The organism is Hymenobacter sp. DG25B (genome assembly GCF_000801315.1).
Lineage (GTDB): Bacteria > Bacteroidota > Bacteroidia > Cytophagales > Hymenobacteraceae > Hymenobacter.
This window is the reverse complement of the sequence record NZ_CP010054.1, coordinates 3,029,178-3,046,670: the sequence shown is the minus strand read 5'-3', so window position 1 is coordinate 3,046,670 and position 17,493 is coordinate 3,029,178. Positions and strand designations below refer to the sequence as shown.

The following is a 17,493-nucleotide window of genomic DNA, read 5'->3' as shown; positions in this document are numbered from 1 at the left end:
GCCCGCGCGCGTCAAGCCTGAGAGGAATTCCCACCCGCTCAATCGGCAAGCATTAAAACCACTCTAAACCCTTTTCCTGCCCATGTAATATGCGACGCATAAAGCTTCTGGAAGTACGCTCCGAACTGGGAGCCGGTACCCGTGGCGCCAGCCTGGGGGTAGATGCCCTCAAAGTGGCCTGCCTCAACAAGGGGTCCGATTACTTTCGCCGGTTCAACTCCGTGGCCATCCCGGATCTGAACCACGTGCTCTTCGACAAAAACCACTTTCCGAAGGCTAAGCACATCGATTCTATTTATACCGTGCAAAAAGGCATTGCCAACACGGTGGAGCAAACCCTGCGCTTCGGGGAATTCCCGCTGGTGCTGGCCGGCGACCATAGCAGCGCCGCCGCCACTATTGCGGGCATTAAAGCGGCTTATCCGCACAAAACGCTGGGCGTAGTCTGGGTTGATGCCCACGCCGATATTCACTCCCCCTACACCACGCCTTCCGGCAACATGCATGGCATGCCGCTGGCCATTAGCCTGGGCGACGACAACCTGGAGTGCCAGCGCAATGTCATTGAGCCGGAAACCGAGTTCTTCTGGAAGCGCCTCAAAGATCTGGGCGAGCCCGGCCCCAAAATCACTGCCGACCACCTGGTGTACGTGGTGGTGCGCGATACGGAGGCTGAGGAAAACGCCATTATTGAGCGCTTGGGCATCAAAAACTATAAGCTGGACGAGGTAAAAGCTAAAGGCACCCGTCGTATAGCCCGCGAAATCTATGAGCGGCTGCGCTTCTGCGACATGGTGTACATCAGTTTTGATGTAGACTCCCTGGATTCACGCTTCAGTAAAGGCACCGGCACGCCCGTAGTAGATGGCCTGAACGTGGAAGAAGCCATTAGCCTGTGCCGCGCCCTGCTGGAAAATGACCGGGTGGTGTGCTTTGAAATGGTGGAAATCAACCCTACCCTGGACTCCGAAAACACCATGGCCACCAATGCCTTCGATATTCTGGAAGCCGCTACCGATGCTATCCAGAATCGCCTCCGCATGGAGGAAGTGACGAGCCGCTAAGGCTGATAAAGCCCTTCCGGTCGAGCTTCTAAAAGACTGTCCTGTCGAGCGCAGTCGAGACATCTCGCGTGCTGATGTTGTGGTAGTATTGTCATGCTGAGCTGGCCGAAGCATCTCTACCGCTTCGTTGCACTGGCAGTAAGTACCACACTAGCGAGTTGTCTCGACTGCGCTCGACAGGACGTTCTTCAAAAATTAAGCAGGACACGGTTAAGGGAGCACCAAAGTCCATAATCTGGCTTCCCACGCCGGTTCATTGCCTGGCCAGTTGGTCCCCGGCGTGGGTTCCGCTACTTTTGTTGCTTCATACTTACGCTGTCCACTCCGGAGCCGATGGGTCGGTTCCTTTATTCCGCACCCCGTGCAACAACTCGAACAGTCGATTAAAGCCGCTCTCAGCACCGCCATTCAGCAAGCCTTTGGGGCTTCGGTAGCGCCGGACCAACTCACCATTCAGCCTACCCGCAAGGAATTTGCCGGCTCGTTCACGCTGGTAACTTTCCCGCTGACCAAAACTCTGGGCAAGGGCCCCGAGCAAATTGGGCAGGCGCTGGGCGAGTGGCTGGTGGCCAATGAGCCCAAGGTGAAAGGCTTTAACGTGGTGAAAGGCTTTCTGAACCTGGAAATTGCCGATGCCCAGTGGCTGGCCCTGTTCGAGCAGCTCCGCCAGCAGCCCGATGGCGCGCCGGTACCCACTGGCGGCCCGCAGGATGTGGTGGTGGAGTATTCCTCGCCCAACACCAACAAGCCCCTGCACCTGGGCCACCTGCGCAACAACTTCCTGGGCTACTCCGTGGCCGAGATTCTGAAGGCCACCGGCGCCACCGTTACTAAAGCCAACCTGGTCAATGACCGGGGCATCCACATCTGCAAGTCGATGCTGGCTTACCAGCGCTTTGGGCACGGCGAAACCCCGCAATCGGCCGGTATCAAGGGCGACCATCTGGCGGGCAAGTACTACGTGCTGTTTGAGAAGCACTACCGCGAGGAGATAAAGCAGCTGGAAGCCGAAGGCGTGGCTACTGATGTGGCCAAGAAGCAGGCTCCGCTGATGCTGGCGGCGCAAACCATGCTGCAGCAGTGGGAGCAGGGCGACGAAGAAGTTATCCGCCTCTGGAAGCAGATGAACGGCTGGGTGTACGAAGGCTTCGACGAAACCTACAAAAGCATCGGGGTTGATTTCGACCAGTACTACTACGAATCCGAAACTTATCTGCTGGGCAAGGAGCGCGTGGAGGAAGGCCTGCAGAAAGGCGTATTCTTCAGGAAGGAAGACGGCTCCGTGTGGGTGGATCTGAAAGAGGAAGGCCTCGACGAAAAACTGCTGCTCCGTGCCGATGGCACCTCGGTGTACATCACCCAGGACCTGGGCACCGCCGAGCTGAAGTACCAGGACTACCACTACGACCTCTCGGTGTACGTTATTGCCGACGAGCAGAACTACCACATGCAGGTGCTGAAGGCGGTGCTGCACAAGCTGGGCAAGCCCTACGCCGAGGCCATCCATCACCTCAGCTACGGCATGGTAGACCTGCCCTCCGGCAAGATGAAGAGCCGCGAAGGCACCGTAGTGGACGCCGACGAGTTGGTGCGCGAAGTAGTGGAAGCTGCCAAAGCCGCCACCCTGGAGAAAGGCAAGACCGAAGGCCTGACCGAGGAGCAAGCCGAGCAGCTCTACCACATGCTGGGCCTGGGCGCTCTGAAGTATTACCTGCTGAAGGTGGACCCCAAGAAACGCATGCTCTTCAACCCCGAGGAGTCCGTGAGCCTGGAAGGGCACACGGGGCCGTTCATTCAGTACTCGCACGCCCGTATTTCCGCCATCCGCCGCAAGGCCCTGGAGCAGGGCGTGTCGGAAAGCACGGATCTGAGCACACTCAGCAGTCTGCACGAAACCGAGCAGGAGATGGTGCAGGAGCTGGGCCGCTACGCCGCGGTAGTGGCCGAAGCTGCCCGCAACTTCTCGCCGGCCGTGGTGGCGCAATACGCCTACGACATTGCCAAGGCCTACAACCGCTTCTACACCGAGGTACCCATTTTTGTGGAGTCAGACCCGGTGAAGAAAGCCTTCCGCGTGGCGCTGTCGGCGCAAACGGCCCGTACCATTAAGGCCAGTATGGGCCTGCTGGGCATTGCGGTGCCTGAGCGCATGTAAAACAAAAAACTCCCCGGCTAGCCAGCCGGGGAGTTTTCATTTAATACTGTTTCTCAAAAACTGACTGATATGAAAAGCGTTGCCGTGTACTGTGGGGCAAGCTCCGGTTTCAATGAAATTTACCGCCAGCAAGCCGACCTGATGGGGAAGGAGCTAGTGCGGCGTGGCATCACGCTGGTGTACGGCGGCGGCCGCGTAGGCCTGATGGGCGCCGTAGCCGACAGCGTTATCCGGAATGGCGGGAAGTCTATTGGCGTTATTCCTGATTTCCTGGCCGATAAGGAGCTGGCGCATATGGGCCTCACGGAGCTGCACGTGGTGAAAAGCATGCACGAGCGGAAGCTGCTGATGGCCGACCTGGCTGAAGGTTTTATTGCTATGCCGGGCGGTTTCGGCACGCTGGAGGAGTTGTTTGAAGTGCTGACCTGGGGCCAGCTGGGTTTGCACCAGAAGCCCAGCGGCGTGTTCAACGTGCAGGGCTTCTACAACCACCAGCTGCAGTTCCTGGATAAGATGGTGGACGAGGGCTTCTTACGCCCCGAAAACCGCGCCCAGCTGCAGCAGGATGATACGCCCGCCGGCCTGATTGATAAGATGCTGGCCTACCAGCCCACCAACCTGGAGAAATGGCTGACGGTGCCACGTACCTAATGCTTGCCCAACCATAAGAAGCCCTGTTCTTTCCCTGGAAAAAACAATAACTTGCTGTTGCTGGTTGGCGGAGAGAACAATTCCCATCCACGTAGAACTGTCCCGAATTTCCTGTCCGTATGAAAGCTTTTTTCTTAGTTGTGCTGGGCGGAATGGCCGCCTGTGGTTTCTCCTCATCTACTGCGTCTAAAACCGCAACTACCGCTCCCGCTACCATGACCGAAGCTACCGCGCAAGGAACCGTGTATGATTACACGGTGAAGGATATCAATGGCAAAGACGTTAGCCTCAGCCAGTACAAAGGCAAGAAGCTGCTCATTGTCAACACGGCCTCGGAGTGCGGCTACACGCCCCAGTACAAGGAGCTGGAAGAGCTGAACAAGAAGTACGGCGACCGGGTAACCGTGCTGGGTTTCCCCGCCAACAACTTCGGGGGACAGGAACCGGGCACCAACCAGGAAATTGCCACCTTCTGCGAGAAGAACTACGGCGTAACCTTCCCGCTTTTCTCCAAGGTTTCCGTGAAGGGCATCGACACGGATCCGCTGTTCAAGTACCTCGCTGATAAGTCGAAGAACGGTGCGGTAGGGGAGGCGCCTACCTGGAATTTCTGCAAATATCTGGTAGATGAGCAGGGGCACGTTCTTAAGTTCTACCCTTCCAAAGTAAAGCCCATGAGCGAAGAGCTGGTGGCCGATATTTTAAAGTAGATCTTCGATTAATTTCGAACGTCATGCTGAGCGAAGTCGAAGCATCTCTACCGCAGGTAATTTAAATTACTATTGCAGGCGAGATGCTTCGACTTCGCTCAGCATGACGTTCTTTTTTTGTTCTGTACATTCCTTGTTTTGAGCTCTTCTGCTTCTATCAGCCCGGCCCAGGCCTGGGTTTCGGCATTCCGGCCGCGCACCCTGCCGCTGGCGCTGGCCAGCATTTTCATGGGCAGCTTTCTGGCAAAATCCGTCGGCAGCTTTAGCTGGCTGGTGCTGGCACTGGCCGCTCTAACCACCATTCTGCTCCAAATACTAAGCAACCTGGCCAACGACTACGGCGACTCCCAGAACGGTGCCGACAGCGTGCACCGCGAAGGCCCGCAGCGGGCCGTGCAGAGCGGCACCATCACCCCGCAGCAGATGAAGCGCGGCATGGCCGTATTTGGCGCAGCCTCTTTGGTGGCAGGCGTGGCGCTATTGTGGGTGGCGCTGGGCACGGCGGGGGCCTGGGTATTCCTGGCCTTCTTCGTTATGGGGCTGTCCGCTATTTGGGCGGCCGTGAATTACACGGCCGGCTCCAGGCCCTACGGCTACGCCGGCCTCGGCGACTTGTCCGTATTTATCTTCTTTGGGTTGGTGGGCGTGTGCGGCACTTATTATCTGCATACGCGCACCCTGCCGCTGGCCGTATTGCTGCCCGCCGCCGCGCTGGGATGCTTTGCCACCGCGGTGCTCAACGTCAATAACATCCGGGATATCCGTTCTGATGAGTTGGCCGGCAAAATTACCGTGCCCGTGCGGCTGGGCCCGGTGCGGGCGCGCCGCTACCATTGGCTGCTCTTATTGCTGGGATTCAGCTGTGCGGTGTTGTTTGTGGCTTTCACGTATCACTCGCCCTGGCAGTGGCTATTTCTGCTTTCGCTGCCGCTGTTCTTCTTCAATGCCCGCCAGGTGTGGCTGCGGCAGGAATCGATGCAGCTTGACCCGTTATTAAAGCAAATGGCCATGAGCACGCTGGCTTTTACCCTGCTGTTTGGGCTGGGGCAGATACTGTAATTGAAACAGCTTACGTCGCAAAAAAACAATGCCGTGCCCCACAGCGCGGCATTGTTTTTTATCAGCCCACCCTGGCGGGCAGCAAAGCAATAAAAGCGGCGAAATAGGCTGATACAGTAGATAGGGGTTGTGCCTTACGTGTATAAAAAGTAATGGTGATGTAAGTGTAAATGCCTTTTCAAGGGGCTATCGGCTGATTTTTACTTGTATTTCCCGCACACAGGGTGTTAAATTTGGTTGCTGCCCTTACCGGGTAGCTGCCTGGCTTTCCCCCTGTAGCATTCCACTAACAGAAGCCAGTGGCAGCAGCTTACCCGGTAGCGGAACTCTCCTTATTTCCAGTTTCTCCTTAGCTACGGGTACTTTATCAGCCCCCACTCAGGATACGTTTGCCGATGCCAGGCAAAGACCCGAACCGATATGGCCTTCTGCAATTATTTATCTGAGGATCCATTAGGCTTTCGTTGTCGGGTGGGTTGCATTATGGGTATCTGGCTGCTGAGCCTGTTCCTAGGCAGCGCTACGGCCCAGCAGTTCCTGCGGGCCGAAGGTCCGGATATGGTCAATGCTGCCGGCCAGAAGGTAGTGTTGCGGGGCGTAAACGTGGGTGGCTGGCTTTTGCAGGAAAGCTATATTCTGGGTACCGATACGCTGAATTCCCAGGGCCGCATACAGGCCGCGCTGCTGCGTACCATGCCCGCCAAAAAGGTAGAACAATTTTACCGCCGCTACCGGTCCCGTTTTGTTTCCAAAGCAGATATTGATTTTCTGGCTGATCAGGGCTTTAACTGTGTGCGCCTGCCACTGCACTATGATTTATTTCTGACGCCTAAGCAGCGCCTCATCCGTTTCCGGGCCCTGCAAAACCCGGCTGCGGTTACGGCCTACGCCGATTCCCTGGCTGCCTGGAACGACCGGAACCAGCTGTTTACCAACCGAAATCTGGAAGGCTACCGCCATATAGATGATGTGCTGCGCTGGTGCGGCGCCCGCGGCCTGTATGTGGTGCTGGACCTGCACGCCGCCCCCGGCGGCCAGGGCACCGACCGCAACATCAACGATAATATGGTGCCGCTGGACCTGTGGAAGCGCCGGGATGCCCGGGGCCGCCTGGTATACCAGGATGCCACCGTGCGCCTGTGGCAGCAGCTGGCAGCCCGCTACCGCACTGATGCCCGCGTGGCTATGTACGACCTTATCAACGAGCCCCACAACCTGAATGCGGCCCACGGGCTAAGTAACGATAACCAGGAGCTGCGCAGCTTGTATGTGCGGCTGCTGCAGGCGGTGCGGGGCCAGCAGGACAACCACCTGGTGTTGCTGGAGGGCAACGGCTACGGCAACGAGTATACTAACCTCACGCCCGATAAACTGCCCGCCGAGCTGCGCCCCAACCTGGTCTATAATGCCCACCGCTACTGGTGCTCCAACAGCCCCGATGCTTCTGACCCCAACCCCAATCAAATTAACCTGATCCATAACCTGGCAGCCTTCCGCGACCAGCACCAGGTGCCCGTTTGGGTAGGCGAAACCGGCGAAAACTCCAACGACTGGTTTGCCACCGCCGTGCAGGGCCTCAATAACCAGAATATCGGTTGGTGCCACTGGAACCTGAAACGGGTAGATGCCGCCAGCGGCCTGCTGCGCGCCAGGCCCTACGGCAGCATCCTGACGGCCGCTGGCCGGCACAAGCTCCTGCAGCAGGTGCAGTTCCGCCAGTGCCAGATTAACAAAGACGTGGTAGCCGCCCTCACCCGGCCGGCCGATGCCCGTACTCCCTTTTCTACGCTGGGCATTCCGGGCACCCTGCACGCGGTAGACTATGATATGGGCCGGGCCGGCGTTGCCTATCAGGATTCTTACGCCGCCCGGACTGATTACCGCAACACCGCCCCCGTGAACCAGGGCGACGCCTACCGCAACGATGGGGTAGACATTGAGCGTATTCCCGATCAGCAGTCCAATGGCTACGCGGTGAGTAGCCTGGCACCGGGAGAATGGCTGCGCTATACGGTAGAGGTTGCCACAGCCGGGTCCTATACTCTGCAGGTACGGCTGAAGCCCGCCACCACGCCGGGCCGGCTTACTTTCCGCCTGAATGATGCCGTAATAGCCACCGCCGTAGTGCCTGCGGCCAGCGGCTCCCCCGTCTGGACTACCATAGCACTTACCACTTCTTCTATCCCGGCGGGGCAGCATACGGTGCAGCTGGTGGTGGAGCAGCCGGTGGAGCAAATAAGCTGGCTGCGGTTCCTGGGAGGCAACTCCGCTGCGGCCGTGGAATAGGCTGATCAGGTGTTTTCTTATCTTGGAAGTCCATGCACGGCATTCAACTCTATCTTTCTTCCTTCACGCGGCGCTGGCTTTTCGGTAGTGGGCTGGGCTTGCTGCTCCTGCTGGCATTAGCTCCGGTCAGCCCGGCGGCCGCCCAAATCAACCCTCTGCGAGTGCGCACCGGCCTGGAAGAGCTTTATGTGGATCCGGTGTGTTATGGCGTGCTGGAAGACCCTACCGGGGAGCTCACGCTGGCCCAGGTGCAGCAGCCGGCCAATGCCCGGCGGTTTGTGCGGGGCGATAAAACCGCCACCAACATAGAGCACACCAACTCTGCCTATTGGTTGCGGTTGCAGGTGAAGGCAGAGGGAGCAGTGCGGCGGCATTGGTACCTGGAGCTGTTTGACTCGCACATTAATGAGGTGGCTTTCTTTCCGGTGGCCGACCCCACGCTGGTGTCCTATACCGGCGCCGACCTGCCGCTGGCCACCCGCAAGCTGCCCTATAAAAACTTTCTGTTTTTTCTGCCGCTGCAGGCCAATGAAACCCAGACCTACTACCTGCGGCTGAAGTCAACGTCCAAAACCAGCTTCCTCAGCCGGCTGCGCACGGAGCAATCCTTAGCCGACCATTTTCAGGCTGAGTACGGCCTGCTGGGCGCTTTCTATGGGGTGCTGCTGATTATGGTTATCTATAATCTGTGCATCTACCTGTTTATCGGCGAGCAGACCTACCTGCGCTACGTGCTCTATGTGGGAAGCTGCAGCCTGCTTTTCCTGTCCGAAGACGGGTTAGGATTTCAGTACCTCTGGCCTAATCAGCCCGAACTAAACCAGGTGGTGATTCTGGGGTCCCCGATACTGCTGCTGCTCACCTTCAGCTACTATGCCCGGCAGTTTCTGGATGTGCCGCAGCGCCTGCCCCGCTATGATAAGTGGCTGCGCGTCGTGGTGCTGGTGAGTGTGTGTGTATTGCTGCTAGATGCCATCTGGCTGCATCTGGGGTGGGGCTTCTGGCTGTACCTGATTCCCTATGGTATGCTATACTACGCGGCTTTTCGGGTATGGCGGATGGGCATGCGGGCCGCCCGCTTTTTCCTGTTGGCGCATGCGCTGGTAGCGCTTAGCGTAGGCTTTCTGATTTTGCGCAAGCTGGGTATCAATACCTTCACCAATACCGCCACGGTATACAGCATGAATGCGGCCTTCGTGATAGAAGTGGTGGTGCTGTCCTATGCCCTGGGTGAGAAAATCAAAGCTATTAAGGATGCCACCATCCGGGCGCAGGCCAAGCTGGTAAAGCAACTGCACAAAAAGCACCAGGCCCAGGACCGGTTGGTGGAGCAGCTGCGCCAGAATCAGGAATTGAAAGACCAGCTGAACACTGAGCTGGAAGGGGAGGTGGCCCGCCGCACCGAGGAACTGCGCCGACAGAGTGATACCATCAGTGCGCAAAACCGCGAGCTGCTGCAAGCCAATGGGCTGCTGGCTTTGCAGTCGGCCGCCATTGAAAAGCTGAACACCGACCTGCAGCGCGACTTACACCAAAGCCAGACGGCCCGGGTGCTATCCAAAGAAGTGGATTTTGGCGAGTTCAGCCGCATTTACCCCGATAAGGAGGCCTGCCTGGTGTACCTGGCCGATCTGAAATGGGCACGGGGCTACCATTGCCGCAAATGCGGCCACGAGAAGTTCTGCGACGGGCGGGAGCCGTATTCCCGCCGCTGCACGCGCTGCCGCTACGTAGAGTCAGCCACGGCCTACACGCTGTTTCAGAAGTGCAAGTTCTCCATTGTGAAGGCTTTGTACGCTGTGTTTCTGATTCATACCCATAAAGGCAACTACTCCTCACAGGAATTGTCGCGGGTGCTGGACCTGCGGCAGGCTACCTGCTGGAGCTTTCAGCAGAAAGTACTGGATGCAATGCAGCGGCGGCGGCAGGTTCCGGACTATGATGTGAACGAGGGCTGGACCCACGTGCTATTGGATGACTCGGTGCCGGTAGAAGAGGAGCAGGACTAAAAAAGAACGAAGACTGTGCTGCTTAGGACTGTGCGAGAATAAAACATTAAAAATTTGGGCAATTGCCGACTTTTTTTGATTGTTTTTTAGCCGTGCTGCCTTTAGCCAGGAAACGCAGCTAACGCGTCATTTAAACGAAAAAATGGGTAAGTAAGCGTGTGATATAAGCGTAACGATTTTTTGTGATGTAAACTAAAAAACCCTGTTTCTGGCTTGATTAGAAGGTTTTAGGGCTTGCATTTGCCCAACAAGCTCTGGTATATTTGGTCATCCCACCTATCTATGAAGCCTTCCTTGACTCCCCACAAGTCAGTGCTTTGGAGTAGCCGCCGGCTTTCGTCGGGCGTCCGCTCCCACCTGCACACCTCTTCCCGGTATCTACTCGCCGTGGCACTTTGCACCGGCGGGTTGTGGGCATGCCAGCGGCCCGCCGTTCCGGCTACTGCTACCGCTATACCCAGCTCAGCTACTGCTTCCGTGAACACTCCGGCCGCTGCTCCTCAATGGAGCCCCCGCGTGCAGCAACTGCTGAGTCAGATGACGCTGGAGGAGAAAATTGGGCAGATGACCCAGCTTGCCAACACGGTTATTAATACTACCGGGGTGCAGCGGGATGTGGTGCTGGATTCGGCCAAGGTAACGGCGCTGGTCCGGCAGTTTCATATTGGCTCTTTCCTGAACGGGGAAGCAGTACCGGCCCGGCAGTGGCTGGCCTATTCTGCAGCCCTGCAGCGGATAGCCATGCGGGAGTCGCGCCTGCACATTCCCATTATCTACGGTATCGATCATATGCACGGGGCCAGCTACGTAGCCGGCACCGCCATCTTCCCGCACAACCTCAACCTGGGCGCATCTTTCAACCCTGAACTGGCCCGGCAAACGGCCCGCGCCACGGTGCTGGAGTCCGCCGACCTGGGCCACCACTGGGTGTTTGCGCCGGTGCTGGATTTGGGCGTGAATGCTTACTGGCCGCGTTTCTACGAAACCTACGGCGAAGACCCCTTAGTGGCTTCTGCTATGGGCGCAGCCTTTGTGCGGGAGCTGCAGGAAAACAAGGAAATCCTCCCCTATAAAGTAGGGGCCTGCGGCAAGCACTTCCTGGGCTACTCCGATCCGCGCAATGGCTGGGACCGGACCAACGCCATGATTTCCGACCAGCGCCTGCAGGAGTTTTTCCGCCCTTCGTTTCAGGCCGCTATGGATGCCGAACTGAAAACCATCATGATTAACTCCGGCGAAATCAATGGCGAGCCGGTGCATGCTTCCAAAGCCATCCTTACTGACTTGCTGCGCACGCAAATGGGCTTTAAGGGCGTAGCCGTTACCGACTGGGAAGACATTATCCGGCTGGTGCGGATACAGAAAGTAGCCGCCAATGAGAAGGAAGCCACCTTTATGGCCGTAGATGCTGGCGTGGATATGGCCATGACGCCCTATACTACTACCTTCTGCCGCCTGGTAAAAGAGCTGGTGCAGGAAGGACGCCTGACGGAGGAGCGCATCAACCTCTCGGCCGGCCGTGTACTGCAGCTGAAGGATGATTTGGGCTTGTTTGAAAACCCCATGCCCCGCGCCGACCGCCTCAATCGTATCGGCGACCCCGCCCTCAAGCAACAAGCCGTTGCTGCGGCTACGGAAACGTTTGTGTTGCTCAAAAACGAGCAGAATACGCTGCCCTTAAGCAAGGAAAAAGTGAAGCGCCTGCTGGTAGTAGGCCCTTCCGCTGATTCCCGCGCCAACCTGGCTGGTGGCTGGACGCTGGCCTGGCAGGGGCGCCCCGAAAGTGAATACCCGCGCGAGGTGCAAACGATTGTGGGCGCCCTGCAGCGTGAATATCCGAGTGCAAAGGTGGAAATGGTACCGTACCGCAATGCCAAAGGCCAGCTGCAACTGGCGGGCATTGCGGCGGCGGCCCGCCGCGCCGATGCCGTAGTAGTAGCCATTGGCGAGAAACCCTACACCGAGGGCCTGGGCAACACCAGCGACCTAACCCTGCCCGAAGATCAGATACAGCTGGTGCAAACCACCCAGGCCAGCGGCCGTCCCACCATATTGGTGGTTATCGGTGGCCGTCCCAGCATCATTCGGCCGGTGGCCGAAAAGGCGCGGGCCATTGTGTGGGGCGGGCTTCCGGGCTTTGGTGGGGGCGAGGCTCTGGCCGCGCTGCTGAGTGGCCGGGCCAATTTCAGCGGCAAGCTGCCCTTCACCTATCCGCAGTTTGCCGGTCACATCTCCAACTACCACCACGACAACAACGAGAATAGCCTGGAGCTGAGTGACTTTGGCGCCGGCTTTGAAAACCGGGGGCCTAAGTACCAGGCCGCCATGCTCACGGAGTTTGGCCAGGGCCTGAGCTATACCACCTACCAGTACAGCAACCTGCAGCTCTCCGATACGCTGATTAGCGCAACCGGTACCATCCGAGCCCAAGTGACGGTAACCAATACAGGCACGATGCCCGGTAAGGAAGCCGTGCTCTGGTTTCTGACGGATGAGGTGGGCCGCATCACCCGCCCGGTGAAGCTGCTAAAACATTTTGACAAGCAGGAGTTTACACCTGGACAGAGCCGGGAAATGAGCTTTATCATCAACCCCATACAGCACCTGAGCTACCCCGATGCGCAGGGCCGCCCCCAACTGGAAAATGGCTACTTCACTTTGCGCGTAGGCGACCAGACGGCCCGCTTTCGCTACACAGAGCCCGCCGCCCGCGCTTCCGCTCCGGCGGGCCCGGTTCCCCGGGCCGGCTCCACGGCTAACTAGCACTTCCAAGTGCTGCCCGGCCCCGACCGGCATGCTTGTTTTTTTGATTTTCCCTTACCAATCCCAAACCCACGTAAATGTCCCAACCCTCTACTTCTTATCTGCTGCTCCGGCGAGCCGCTCTGGTGGCCGCCTGCGGGTGGCCCACCCTGGTAGTGCCGGCCAAGGCCGCACTACCTGCCAGCCTAAGCCCAATGGCGCTGGTGCAGGCATCGGCGGCCGATGTGACCGTGGCCGGACGCGTAACCCAGCCTAACGGCGACGGGTTGCCCGGCGTAACGGTAGTTGTGAAAGGCACCACCCGCGGCACCTCCACCGATGCCAACGGTAATTATTCCATTTCTGTCCCCGAGGGCAGCACGCTGGTGCTGAGTTACGTAGGGTTTCAGCGCCGGGAGGTGCCCGTTATGGGCGCTACCACCAGCCTGAATGTGACTTTGCAGGAAGACACGCAGGCCCTGAATGAAGTAGTGGTAGTGGGTTACGGCACGCAGGAGCGCGCCACGGTTACGGGTGCCGTTTCTTCCATTTCCGGAAAAGACATTGCCTCGCAGCCCGTAGCTGACCCCACGCAGGCCCTGCAGGGCCGCGCGGCCGGCGTTACGGTTACCCAGAACTCCGGCGCCCCCGGGGGAGCCGGCGGTACGTCGGTTCGGGTGCGCGGTATTACCTCGGCCGGCAACAACTCGCCGCTGTATGTCATTGATGGCTATCCGCTGCCTTCCAGCGACGCCAACGGCAACAGCATTGAGAACCAGCTGAACGCCATCAACCCCAACGACATCGAGAGCATTGATGTGCTGAAGGATGCGTCGGCCACGGCTATCTATGGTCTGCGGGCTGCCAACGGCGTGGTTATCATCACCACCAAGCGCGGCAAGGCCGGTACCTCTAATGTAAACCTGGATGTGTACCGGGGCGTGCAGGAAGTTTGGCGCAAGCTGGATTTGCTGAACGCCGAGGAGTATGCCGTTATCAACAATGAAAGCCGCCTGGCCAAAGGCGACGCCACGCTGCCGGCCCTGCGCAACCCGCAGGCTCTGGGCGAAGGCACCGACTGGCAGGATCAGGTGTTCCGCAAAGCGGCTATCCAGAGCTACAACCTGTCGGCTTCGGGTGGCAGCGAGAAGGCGCGCTACTCCGTAGCGGGTGGCTATTTCAAGCAGGATGGTACGCTGAACGGCTCCCACTTCGACCGGTTTACGCTGCGCGTGAACGGGGATGTGCAGCTGAACAAGATTCTGAAAATCGGCAACAGCCTGTCTCTGACGCACCTCACCGACCGGCAGGTAGATACCGGCGGCAGCGAGTTTGGCGTGCTCAGCAATGTGCTGCAGGCTCCGCCTACCATTCCGGTGTACAACGAGAATGGCACCTGGTATGAGCCCACGGCCACGGCCGACAACTACGTGGAGCCTAACCCAGTGATGCAGTCCCTGATTACCAAGTCGAAGTTTGTGCGCAACCGCGCCCTCACTACCTTCTTTGCTGAGCTGGAGCCGCTGAAAGGCCTGCGTTTCCGCACCAACGTGGGCGCCGACCTGGTTTTCGACAACTACAATGCCTTCACGCCTTCGGCAGGCGCTAACTCGCCCCGCTACTCGGTGGCCGGCGCTGCGGCTTACAACAACTACAACCCCAGCTACCTGATTGAAAACACGCTTACCTATGACCGGCTGTTTGCCGATAAGCATCAGGTAACGCTGCTCTTGGGCCAGTCGGCGCAGGAGTTCAACTACAGCACGCTGTCGGCGGGCCGCTCCGGCTACCTCAACAATACGCTGCAGCAAATCAACAACGGCCCCATTAATGCGGCCTTGGGCAACGGCGGCACCAGCAGCCAGAACCGCCTGGCCAGCTACTTTGGCCGGGCCAACTACGACTACGCCGGCAAGTACCTGCTGTCGGCTACGCTGCGCCGCGATGGTTCTTCGGCGTTTGCGCTGGGTGAGAAATTTGGCTGGTTCCCCGGCGTTTCAGCTGGCTGGAGACTGTCAGAAGAGGATTTCGTGAAGGATATCCGCACCATCAGCAACCTGAAGCTGCGTGCGGGCTGGGGCCGCGTAGGTAACCCCCTGAACGCCGGTCAGTTTGCTTATCTGGCGGGCATCAACTCGGGCATTACTTATGTATTTGGTCCCGACGGAACCGTAGTGGCGGGTGCTGCCCCAACGCGCCAGCAGAACACGCAGCTGAAGTGGGAAAACAACGAGCAGACCAACCTGGGCGTAGACCTGGGCCTGTGGGATAACCGCGTAGAAACCAGCATCGACGTATACCGCCGCAAGTCGCCGAACCTGATCAGCTCCGTGCCGCCTTCTTTGGTATCGGGTACGTATGAGTCGGTGCCTACCAACGCCATTTCGGCCGTAAACAAAGGCCTGGACGTGTCCATCACCACCCGCAACTTCAACGGGGGCGAAACCGGCCTGACCTGGACCAGCTCCCTGATATTCTCTACCTACCAGAGCAACATTGAAGACCTGGGCGTGGCTATTCCGTTCAACGGCCTCAACAACCGCCTGGGCTCCCCCATTGTGCGCTATGATGTAGGCCAGCCCTTCGGCTCCTTCTATGGCTACGTGGCCGATGGCCTGTTCCAGAACCAGGAAGACGTAAAAGGCCACGCTACGCAGAACGGTGCCGCCCCCGGCGACATCCGCTTCAAGGACATCAGCGGCCCGGACGGTGTGCCGGATGGCATTATCAACGATGCTGACCGTACCTTCATCGGCAACCCCAACCCGGACTTTACTTACGGCCTGAACAACACGCTGACCTTTAAGGGCTTCGATTTGAACCTGTTCATTCAGGGCGCGCAGGGTAACGACATCTACAACCTGAACCGCTTCTACACCGAAGGTGGCCTGTACAGCAACGGTAACTCCAGCACCCGCGTGCTGGGCCGCTGGACGGGCGAGGGCACCAGCAATGATGTGCCCCGCGCCATTGCCGGCGACCCCAACCAGAACCTGCGCGTGAGCAGCTACTTCATCGAAGATGGCTCTTACCTGCGCATTAAAACGCTGACGCTGGGCTACAACCTGCCCAAAACGGTGCTCAGCCGTATTGCTTCCCAGCAGATGCGGGTGTACGTATCGGCCCAGAACCTGCTGACGCTGACCAAGTACACGGGCTTTGATCCGGAGCTGGGGCAGGCAGGTGTTGACCGGGGCATTTATCCTCAGTCGCGCGTGTTGCTGGCCGGTCTGAACATCGGTTTCTAACCTTTCCCAATCTGGGCCGCCTGCCCCGGCAGGCGGCGCACTCCCCTCAAAAATCACCCTGATGAATACTTCTAAAAACGTACTTGGCGCAATGTTGCTGGCAGGCATGCTGGCGGGCTGCGGCGAGAGCTTCCTGGATGAGTCGCCGCGCGACCAGGTTACCACGGAAAATTTTTACCAGACTGAAACCGACGCTATTCTGGCCGTGAATGCGGCTTACGCCGAGCTGAGCCGCGGCGGTCAGTACAACTACGCCCTGTGGGGCATCGGCGACATTATGTCGGACAACTCCTTCACCGGTGGTGGGGGGGGCGGCGACGGCGCCGAGCAGCAACAGCTGGATAACTTCAACATCCCCACCAGCAACCCGCTGACCACCCGCTTGTGGGGCGGCTGCTACGTGGGCATTGGGCGCGCTAACCTGGTTTTGCAGAAGGTGCCCGGCATTGCCAACATGAACGAGGGTATCCGGAAGCGCTGCCTGGGTGAGGCCCAGTTCCTGCGGGCCAAGTACTACTTTGACCTGGTGCGGGCCTACGGCGATGTGCCGCTGGTAACTGTGCCGCCCACCAGCCCCGCCGACGTGAACATTCCGCGCACGCCCGCCGAGCAGGTGTATGCGCAGATTGAAAAGGATTTGACCGATGCCATCGGTAACCTGCCGGAAAGCTATAGCGGCGCTGATCTGGGCCGCGCTACCAAGTGGGCGGCCACCGGCCTGCTGGCCAAAGTGTATATCACGCGCGGCAACAAAACCGCCGCCGCCCAGCGGGCGCTGGAAGTGATTAACGGCAGCGGCAAAAGCCTGTGGGCCAACTACGGCGACAACTTTAAAGTGGCCAACGAGAACGGCAAAGAGTCCATCTTTGAGGTGCAGTACATCAACGGTAAGAACGAATATACCTTCGATGGTCTGGGCTTTGTGGGCAATGAGTTCTTTGGCCCCCGTGGTATGGGCCTGGTGCCCCAGGGCGGCTACGGCTTCAACATTCCCGAGAAAGAGTTTGTGGATGGCTACGAGGAAGGCGACAAGCGCCGCGACGTGACCATCTGGAAGCCCGGCGACGCGTATCCGGCCGGTAGCGCCGTGGCCGCGCAGCCAGACCAGCTGGTGGGCTCGCCCTACGGCTACAATGTGAAGAAATGGTTTGTGGGCAAGGTGAACACCAACGTGTGGGATTCGCCGCTCAACATTCCGGTACTGCGCCTGGCTGAGGTGTACCTGATTTACGCCGAAGCAGTGGGCCCCACGGCCGATGGCTTTAAGTACCTGAACATGGTGCGCCGCCGCGCTTTTGGGGAGGCTATTGATGCGCCTTCTTCCCACGACCTGACGGCCGCCAATACCTCCAACTTTGAGGATGCCGTAATTCGGGAGCGTCGGTATGAACTGGCTTTCGAAGATGACCGTTGGTTTGACCTGAAGCGCACCGGCAAGCTCCTGACCCTGCCCGCTCTGCAGGCCAAAGGTGTGAAAGCCTTTAACGTACTGCTGCCCATTCCGCAGGCCGAGCGCGACGCCAACCCGAACCTTACTCAAAACCCCGGCTACTAAGCCGTATTCGACCT

The 17,493-nt window shown here is 58.6% G+C and carries 10 protein-coding genes; all 10 read left to right on the top strand.

Annotated elements, in window-relative coordinates; all coding sequences use genetic code 11:
• Positions 1–89 precede the first annotated feature (89 nt).
• The gene (locus PK28_RS13125) at positions 90–1,064 is read left to right on the top strand and encodes an arginase (RefSeq protein WP_044514524.1); all 975 of its coding nucleotides are present in this window, start codon (positions 90–92) and stop codon (positions 1,062–1,064) included.
• Between the two features lie 361 nt (positions 1,065–1,425).
• Positions 1,426–3,219, top strand: a complete 1,794-nt coding sequence (gene argS, locus PK28_RS13120; RefSeq protein WP_044514522.1) for an arginine--tRNA ligase — start codon at positions 1,426–1,428, stop codon at positions 3,217–3,219.
• 69 nt (positions 3,220–3,288) lie between these two features.
• Positions 3,289–3,870: an LOG family protein gene (locus tag PK28_RS13115; protein WP_044514519.1), complete on the top strand. Its 582-nt coding sequence runs from the start codon at positions 3,289–3,291 to the stop codon at positions 3,868–3,870.
• Between the two features lie 119 nt (positions 3,871–3,989).
• Complete coding sequence (locus PK28_RS13110; RefSeq protein WP_044514516.1) at positions 3,990–4,580, top strand: glutathione peroxidase; 591 nt, start codon at positions 3,990–3,992, stop codon at positions 4,578–4,580.
• 138 nt (positions 4,581–4,718) lie between these two features.
• Positions 4,719–5,639: a 1,4-dihydroxy-2-naphthoate polyprenyltransferase gene (locus tag PK28_RS13105; RefSeq protein ID WP_044514513.1), complete on the top strand. Its 921-nt coding sequence runs from the start codon at positions 4,719–4,721 to the stop codon at positions 5,637–5,639.
• A gap of 483 nt (positions 5,640–6,122) precedes the next feature.
• Positions 6,123–7,925, top strand: coding sequence for a cellulase family glycosylhydrolase (locus tag PK28_RS19150; RefSeq protein ID WP_048826019.1), 1,803 nt, complete (start codon positions 6,123–6,125; stop codon positions 7,923–7,925).
• A gap of 32 nt (positions 7,926–7,957) precedes the next feature.
• Positions 7,958–9,934: a 7TM diverse intracellular signaling domain-containing protein gene (locus tag PK28_RS13095; RefSeq protein WP_044514510.1), complete on the top strand. Its 1,977-nt coding sequence runs from the start codon at positions 7,958–7,960 to the stop codon at positions 9,932–9,934.
• Between the two features lie 282 nt (positions 9,935–10,216).
• The gene (locus PK28_RS13090) at positions 10,217–12,697 is read left to right on the top strand and encodes a beta-glucosidase family protein (RefSeq protein WP_082017106.1); all 2,481 of its coding nucleotides are present in this window, start codon (positions 10,217–10,219) and stop codon (positions 12,695–12,697) included.
• 77 nt (positions 12,698–12,774) lie between these two features.
• On the top strand, positions 12,775–15,924 hold the full coding sequence (locus tag PK28_RS13085; RefSeq protein WP_082017105.1) for a SusC/RagA family TonB-linked outer membrane protein: 3,150 nt from the start codon (positions 12,775–12,777) through the stop codon (positions 15,922–15,924).
• 61 nt (positions 15,925–15,985) lie between these two features.
• On the top strand, positions 15,986–17,479 hold the full coding sequence (locus PK28_RS13080) for a RagB/SusD family nutrient uptake outer membrane protein (RefSeq protein WP_044514505.1): 1,494 nt from the start codon (positions 15,986–15,988) through the stop codon (positions 17,477–17,479).
• Positions 17,480–17,493 lie beyond the last annotated feature (14 nt).